This window comes from bacterium, from assembly GCA_021372535.1.
In the GTDB taxonomy this organism is placed as follows: domain Bacteria; phylum Latescibacterota; class Latescibacteria; order Latescibacterales; family Latescibacteraceae; genus JAFGMP01.
Genome location: JAJFUH010000229.1, coordinates 39,490 through 48,270, shown reverse-complemented (window position 1 = coordinate 48,270; position 8,781 = coordinate 39,490). Strand labels below are relative to the sequence as shown.

Here is an 8,781-nt window from a genome sequence, read left to right as displayed (position 1 = left end):
TGTATTTCGTGCGTCTTGAGGCTGGAAAGGAATTTCTGAGCCACAGAATAACGCTGATGAAATAACCCAAAATAAATCTTATAAAATGACTGTATTACAAATAAGGAGTGGAAAAATGAGACGATCATTGTTTTTCATGAGCACCATAGCTATATTCTTGTGTGCAGCCACAATCTGGGGAGCCACGTGGTATGTTGATGGCTGGGATGGTAGCGATACACACTATGGGACCAATATGAGTACCGATGCATTCAAAACTCTCAAAAGGGCGCTCAATCGCTGTAATAACGGTGATACAATTGCATTAAAGGGTGAATTTCTCGAGACACCGCGCGATACGACATATAGCGGCAGTGGAGGATGGGACAGCACAGTGAGAGCACAGATTTTTGTTGACAAATCGAATATCACCATGATACGTAATACAGGTGAGCCTTTTATACCCGTCATTTACGGGTATTCACCGGACGACAGTCTGCAGTATGTCATGAGAATTGATAATGCCGGAAATACCATTGAAGACATAAAATTCGATGGTTACGATTCATGGCAATGGAATGGTGATGTCTGCACTATGAACAATATTTATATGACCCCTGATGCCGATTACACAGAAATCTCGTACTGCGAATTCACCAACTTCGGGAATGAATGGTCTGTTGGTCAAGAACCATACTATTTTTATTCAATTGTAAGCGGGGGATATAGTGGTCATACAAATATGCTAAGTAATGTAAAAATAAACGATAATGATTTTTATGATAACCCATTCGAAACACAATGTGCTCATGAAATATATTTAACATATACAGAGAATTCTGAAATTAAAAGAAACGATATTACCAATAATGGTGAAGGTGATCCTATAAAACTAAGGGATATCTGCAACAGTATAACCATTGATAATAATACAATTCAAGGTGCACATTTTGGATTTATCGAGGATTGTCCTGAAACAGATAAAGGAGAAGACAGTAGTACAAATATAATAGTTACAGATAACACATTCAGTGATCCTTATAGTGTAATAGACGATAATTATTTAGGTCCATTTTACAGCAGTAATAACCATTATCCTTTCATTTCAGAATTCTGGGGCAATACTATCAGTTATTTATTTTCCGAGTCCAATTTAGTAAAAACATATGGTGTTACATGTGACGCTGATAGTGCTTATCTGGCTGTTTACAGGCTCGATGAAGGAAAGACATCTCTTTACAAATTCCGAAAGCAGGGAGGGCCTATAAAACATTTTTTAGGATCACGGGCAAAAAGTGGATATTATGCACAGGGAGATATGTGTACAACTTCTGCAAGTGTCATTATCAGCGCATTTGATACCTCTTCTGATAGTTGTAAAGTATATAAATTCGATAAATCCAGTACTGCATCTTCATCTGTGGAAGCACCACGTGTTTATTCCGGAAGAACATCGAATGGTGTAACCGTAACGGCTCTTGCTCCTAAAACTAGCTCGACCTTTGTTACGGCACTAGTCGAAAGTGGAGACGCTAAAATATATGAAAGTACTGAAAGTACTTTAAAAAATACATTAGTATGGAGTTCTGCTGCATTTGATTCTGTGACGGCTGTTGCTTTTGTCAACAACCAGTATGTATTTGCTGCATTCAAGGATCTCGCCACGGACTCGACTTATGTATATAGCATGCAATCAGGTAGTCCTGTTCTCCGGGCGGCTGGTGAATACTATGTAACCGCAATGACCGCGTACGGCGACAGTCTTTTAATAGCAAAGAAAACAAGCAGCAATATGCAAGTGTATCGCGGTATATATTCAAATCCGTTTGGGGTGCAGGTGGAGAACATGTCATCATCGTATTATATACTGAGCCTTGCGGGCAACACAAATTACCTCTATATGGTATACGACCGGAAGAAACTCCACTTCACAAATACCTCGTCGAATATAGACAAGGATGTGCTTTATTACACTAGATGGTGGGAAATTGATAATTGAATAAATCCATGAGGGGTGGAATTATCCACCCCTCAGATTACTGATAATCTCATTTTTTCATAATAATTTCGTTTTTTTTAAAATATCAAAGAGTTCAAGGGCGGAAACAATGAAATATTTTTTTATTTTGAAGGGTGTTTTTATCTTAATCTGTTTTTCACAACCAATTTTCGCGGAAGATACATGGACAACCTACCGTACGAATATTGTCGATACCATTACCGCTCTTGCCGTTGAAAACAACACGGTCTGGATAGGAACACCGAACGGCCTTGCTGCATATGATAAAACGACGGGCGCTTCTTTGGCCTATACAACCGACGACGGCCTTGTTGATGATGCGATAAATGGCATTGCAGTTGATCGGGACGGTGTGAAATGGATAGCGACGAACGGTGGTGTTTCACGGTTCGATGGAACAACATGGATATCGTTTCAGGATACAGAAAAAATTGGCGACTTACAGATTCTTGATGTTACTATTGATAACAATAACATCAAATGGTTTATATCACGCAATGTAGTATCATGTTATAATGGCCAGAAGTGGACACTTTTCAAACAAGATAACGGAGCACCGGCTGGTTTATTGAAAAAGATCATGGTTGATAAAAACAATACTATCTGGATAGGTACTTGGGGAATGGGCATCATATCGTTCGATGGTGAAAAGTGGACACTTTATAATACGTATCAACCCAATGTTGTTTCCATTGCAGTCGATAATAAAAACACAATCTGGTTCGGCGATTACAACGGTTCAGTTATTTCGTACGATGGTAACGAGTGGTCATCGATCTCTGTTATCAGTTCACTATGGCACCTCTATTCTGTTGAAACGGATTCGCAGGGCGCTCTCTGGGTAGGAACCCATAAAGGCCTCTTTAGAATTAAAGATGATCAGAAAGATGTGTTTTTGGATGAAGACGGTCTTGAAAAATCGATATGCCGAATAGTAAAAGCCGGTAATGGTGGAGAAATCTGGTTAGCGGGGAATCATGGATTAACCAGATTTGATGGTGTTAAATTCACGGGGAATATTTCCTGCACAGGTCCTGCCGACATGGGTTTTTTCGATATTGCAATAGATCATGATAATGTCGTATGGTTCGGACACAAAACTGATAAAATCACGTATTATGACAAGGGGGCGTGGCACGGATTTACCATAGACGGATATTCACTGATCGGTGAATCGATCGCCGTGTCACCGGACAATGTCATTTGGTTTACAGCGGGTTTTGACGGTGCTTTATTCTATGATGGCGTCACCCTTAATAAATTGCCGATAATCTATTACAGCGATATTTTCCCGTACGGTCGCAAAGAACATATACTGGAAGTTGCTGTCGATTATAACAATAATGTTTTGTTTCGATCAGCTGCAGACAGTGTCCCCCAAGAATTTCCCGGACATATATTTATATATTACAACGGAATTTTGTCCGGATTTAAGGGCTATAGAAATATAAACAAATCACTTTTAAATATTCCTCAAAAACGTAATGCTGTGGCTGGATGGTCAGAAAGTACAAGAAGTTACTTTTGTATTGATTCAAAAAATTATTTCTGGAAAGCCGAACAATTCCTGCACAATAATTATGGTCTTACTTTTTATACTGATGATAATATTCGCATTGATGTTCCAATAAATATAGAGCAACAAATCATGGTTTATGGTATTTATGCGGACAGCAATAACACCATATGGATACCATCCAATGATGGAATATATTATTATAACGGTGAAAATCTGCAGAATTACACAACAGATAACAGTGGTCTTGTCAGCGATAATACACTTTCAGTTGCCGAAGATATGAACCATGTTCTGTGGATCGGCACCGATGCTGGTGTCAGCCGTTTTGACGGTGAAAACTGGACGACATTTTTTACTCAGAACAGCGGTCTCTGTAATAAAAAGGTCAACGCCATCGCGATCGAAAAAAACAACACCATCTGGTTTGGCACCGACAACGGTGTCTCCCGGTATACCGGAGAAGTAATCATCACTTCAGTGGATGAAAACGAAACGAAACCCGAACCGGTTCCCATTATCCGTTCCTTCCCCAACCCCTTCAACCCTTCGACGACCATCGAGTTCGTTATCCCTGATGCCGGGTTCACAACGCTTACCATCTACAACATCGCAGGCCAGAAAGTCCGTAAGGTTGCCTCGGAACGTATGACCGCCGGAACACACCGGTTCCATTGGGACGGCAAGGACAACAGCGGTGCGCCGGTCTCGGCGGGCATCTACTTCGCCCGACTGACCTGCGGCGGGCGGACGGCAACGGGGAAAATTGTAATGGTGAAATGAGTCGGGCTACACGATAAATCACCCGTATCATTTTTCAAATCGGCCATGAACAATTGTCAACCCGGATAATTCAAAAAGATTACCTTTCAAAATTCTGCATTTTTTTATCCGCGTAAATCCGCCCAATCCGCGTAAATCCGCGTTCCATTCCATATTTATCAACTTCATATATTACTTTCCGGAAGTTTTATTGTCTCTTTCTGGTAACGAAGAAATCGCTTGCTTTCGAGTAAAAGCCTTAGTTTCATAGGGTACACACTCGCTATAATCTAACTCTATCAGGAGGATTCCATGAAAAGAACTGTATTAACGCTCGTTTCTGTGCTGACCGTCGTATTCATGCTGACAGTACCGGTCTTCGGCCAGGGATTCCCGACAGCACGGCCCGAAGAGGTCGGATTGTCGTCCCGGCGGCTCGACCGTATCAATACGGTCATGAAGCGGTACATCGATAATAAACAGATAACAGGAATGGTCACTCTCGTTGCCCGTCACGGGAAAATCGCGCATTACGAGTCGTTCGGCATGATGGATATCGAGGCGGGCAAACCCATGACGAAGGATGCCATGTTCCGTATCGCCTCGATGTCGAAGGCTATTACGAGCACCGCGGTGATGATTCTGTACGAAGAGGGACGGATACTCCTGAGTGATCCGGTGTCGAAGTATATCCCCGAATTCAAAAATCCGCAGGTCATGGTTCCGTCTTCCACGGGGAATTCCTATACGCTCGTCCCGGCGAAATCCGAAATCACCATCCGGAATCTCCTGAACCATACCTCCGGGATTACCTATGGCGATGGTCTCCAGTCAGATCTCTATAAAAAAGCGGGAATGACCGTCGGCCTTACACCGACACAGGGAACCATCGGCGAAATGATCAGAAAACTGGCCGGGCTGCCGCTCATCAGCAATCCCGGAGAGGAATTTCATTACGGCATGTCGATCGATGTGCTCGGGTACCTTGTTGAAGTTGTATCGGGCAAAACATTCGATGAATTTCTCCGTGAGCGCATATTTCTTCCCCTCAACATGAATGACACATACCTCGTCCTCCCGAAGGAAAAACTCCCTCGGCTGGCACGGCTCTATTCGCTCAATCCGAAGGGCGGTTTTACAAAGGATGCCGTCGACCCCGCATACCTGTGCACACAGACCTATTTCTCGGGAGGCGCAGGGCTCGTGTCGACCGCACCCGACTACCTGCGGTTCGCGCAGATGATTCTGAACGGCGGTAAGCTTGACGGCGTTCGCATACTGAGCCGTAAAACGGTCGAGCTCATGACCACAAATTCCATCGGCGACCTGTATTCGGCTTTTCGCCCCAACAGCGGCGACAAGTTCGGATACGGATTCGGGATACGGTCGGAGCGGGGCAAGTATGACGAGCTCGAATCACTCGGAATCGTGGGCTGGGATGGCGCTTATTACACCCGTTTCTGGATCGATCCGGAAGAGGACATGATCGGCATCTTCATGTCTCAGATGGGTTCCTACTGGGACAAGACGCTCGTCAACACCTACCGGGTACTGGTGTATCAGGCTATAGATGATTAAGGGGCAAAAGGGCAGAGAGACAAAGAGATATTTCAGGAGACAGTCAGGGGAGGATAGAGGAATGAAGCGTGAAATCATATCGGCGCTGTTGTTCGGTGCAGTCGGATGTATCGCTCTCTTGTCCGGGTGCAGCCATGATCTTTCTCAGAAAAACAGGGAAGATGCCGCCATGCGTGCCATTGCCCGTGAGGAGGCGCTCAAAGCGCTTACCGAATATAAGGAGTCGTTTGTCCCTGAAAAATTCGGATTCGGCGTGCCTTGGGAAAAAGATGCCAACTATGCCCAGGGAGTTAAGGTCGGCAATCTGATATTCGTTGCCGGGCAGCTCTCTCACAGCCGGGTGAAGGACAAAACATGGGAGTATGACAAGGTGACGGTCGGCGAGGACTTCGAGACCCAGTTCAGACAGACCCTCGAAAACATGAAAGCGGTGCTTGAACATTATGGCGCCACCATGGACGATGTGGTGTTTCTCCAGAGTTTCATGGACCCCGACGCGGGCGGGAAAAATATCGGCGCTGCGGGACCGGTCGTCCGTAAACTCATCAAGGAATATTTTCCAAAAGGCCAGCACGCCATGACCAACATGCAGGTCGTGAAACTTTTCGGCCCCGAACAGTTTGTCGAGACCAACGCCATAGCGGTGGTGAGAAAGTAAAGAGCATTCACAGGGAGAGAATCATGGAATTTCTGAAATGGTACCGCCGTGATATGCTGCTGTATGGAGGTTTTTTCCTGCTCCTGTTTTGTGCGGGTACTCCGGCGCCTGCGCAGACCGATCCCTTTATCGTCGACCGTCCCGGCGCGGTGTATGAAACAGTGCTCACCGACCGGCGCATCGATCGCAAGGTGACATCGTTCTATTATGGCCTCTATGGCAGGACAAAAGGGTACACCGATGAAACCTGGGCTTCCGAGCAGCATCACTTTCTCCTCGAAAGCGCGGCGGCAGGCATCGACGGGCCTTTTGCGCTCGAGGCCATTGCCAGTCTCGGCGAGCCGGTGGTGAACGAATTCAATGAAAAATACGGCATGAAATTTCCCATCATGGCTCCCCTGACGGCATATTCAAATGCAGCGAAAAAGGCAGGAGCCACATTTGTATTTTCCGAGGTTTATCAAAGCTGGGAGCACGGTCTTGTCGCCTGCTGGGACCCCCGTTTCATCGAGGCCGCCCGCGCCGGGACCGAGGAATGGCTTAAAAAGTACGGCGATAAACCATGGCTTTCATGTGTGCTGGGACAGGATGAACCGTTTAACTGGGCCGGGACTGCCAGAGCGCCCGGAGCAGTCGATCAGGTAAACCGTGAGCTCAGGGAAAAATATGGTATAACGATTGCCCTCACGGCGGAGGACACGACCCTGGCGCGACCATGGGAAATGACGGATCCCGCTGTCCTCAACAGGTCTCCCCACGATGTTGCGCTCATGCGGATAGCGGTCTGGCGCTGGCTCAACGGGCAACTCTATAAAGCCGCCAAGCCGCAGTACGATCTCGTGCACCGCTACGCCCCCGGCATCGAATACCATGCCTATAACCGTAACGCCATAAATATCATGGATTTCATCAACAAGGATGTCCCGAATTCCATCGACCGTATCGATCAATCCGCCATATATGAGGTGACCGACAGCTTTTCCGCAGACCCGTATCCCACGCGCAACTTTACTCAGGATGGCCGTGAACGGGCGCTCTACCATGTCGGGTTTGTCGCAAAGCTCATCACCGACCTCGCGGCGGGGAAACCATCGAAGATCATCATGGAGGGATTTCTCGAAAACGGCCTGCCGACGCCGGATGGGCTCCGTGAGCTGACCAGCCAGGCTGCAAAAGCGGGAGTGACTCATCTTGAATGGTTCGGCGCTTCACGGTTTCCCCATCGGGAGTACTACCGTGAAATCCTCCGCCTGAGCAGGCTCTGGAAAGACCTTCCCGCGCTCGATATTCCCAAGAAGGCGGAAATAGCAGTGCTGTTCAGCGATGATTCACGGAATGCGGTGAACGACGACCTTCTGAACGGCCACTATATGCTTCATGCGCTCCTCGGTGAAAAGCTCGGTGCGTGGTATTCCTTTGTCAGCGAAAATCATGTCAGGCGTGGACTTCAGTCGCTCGATGACGCCCGTCTGATAATAGCTCCCCAGCTTTCGTATGTCTCCCGCGAGTTTGCTGAAAAGCTTATCAGCCGTGTCGAACAGGGAGCAACTCTCGTTATCCTCGATCCCGATGCGCTGATTTCCGATATCGAGACAGGCTCGCTGGCTTCGTTCCGTAAACGCCTTATGGGGGCTCCGCTCGGAAAGAACCGTGAGGCCTCGCATATGCTTCCGGCGACGGAAGGCTCTCAGAGATTCAAGGGTATCGACCGGCTCATACTTCAGCCCGGGAAAAAAGGTGTGACGGCGCGAACGCTCAACATCCCCGCCGGAGCTGAAGTGCTCTTCACGTACGAGGATGGCACCCCGGCGGTTTACAGCCGCTCGCTCGGCAGGGGAGAGGTGATTGTTTTCTCCGCGATGCCGTTCGGTGACAGCAGGCTTGCCCTCCGGCAAACGGGATGGAATACGTTTTTTACGGTGCTGTGCGATGAACTCGGCATAAAACGTGATTTGCCCATATGGCGGTTTACGTTCCCCAAAACGGGAGGCGAAGTAGCAATGTATAAACTGCTCGTAACGCCGGGCGAATAAACAGTATTAACCGGAATTATGAAAAATTTCAATGACCATAGATAGTCACATCGACAGATGATAAATATATACAGGCTGCACATGGATTCCCGATTAAAGATTCGGGAATGACGGCTTAACAAGGACTCCGGACACCATGACGGTACTTCAGCCCAGGGGAACAATAAATGCATTTTCAGATAAATTTGGGTTACGAATTGTCAATGATTAGATATATTTAATATTTTTATATACA

At 46.7% G+C, this 8,781-nt stretch carries 5 protein-coding genes; all 5 read left to right on the top strand.

The features are described from left to right. Positions 1–115: 115 nt before the first annotated feature. The 5 genes from LLG96_19935 (at position 116) to LLG96_19915 (ending at position 8,546) form a co-directional block, all read left to right on the top strand. The gene (locus tag LLG96_19935; GenBank protein ID MCE5252479.1) at positions 116–1,978 is read left to right on the top strand and encodes a right-handed parallel beta-helix repeat-containing protein; all 1,863 of its coding nucleotides are present in this window, start codon (positions 116–118) and stop codon (positions 1,976–1,978) included. 109 nt (positions 1,979–2,087) lie between these two features. Beyond that, positions 2,088–4,298, top strand: coding sequence for a T9SS type A sorting domain-containing protein (locus LLG96_19930; GenBank protein MCE5252478.1), 2,211 nt, complete (start codon positions 2,088–2,090; stop codon positions 4,296–4,298). Between the two features lie 291 nt (positions 4,299–4,589). Then, a complete protein-coding gene (locus tag LLG96_19925) occupies positions 4,590–5,855 on the top strand; it encodes a beta-lactamase family protein (protein MCE5252477.1) in 1,266 nt (421 codons plus the stop codon). Between the two features lie 61 nt (positions 5,856–5,916). Further along, the gene (locus LLG96_19920; GenBank protein ID MCE5252476.1) at positions 5,917–6,513 is read left to right on the top strand and encodes a hypothetical protein; all 597 of its coding nucleotides are present in this window, start codon (positions 5,917–5,919) and stop codon (positions 6,511–6,513) included. Between the two features lie 23 nt (positions 6,514–6,536). After that, on the top strand, positions 6,537–8,546 hold the full coding sequence (locus LLG96_19915; protein MCE5252475.1) for a beta-galactosidase trimerization domain-containing protein: 2,010 nt from the start codon (positions 6,537–6,539) through the stop codon (positions 8,544–8,546). The last annotated feature ends 235 nt before the right edge of the window (positions 8,547–8,781 follow it).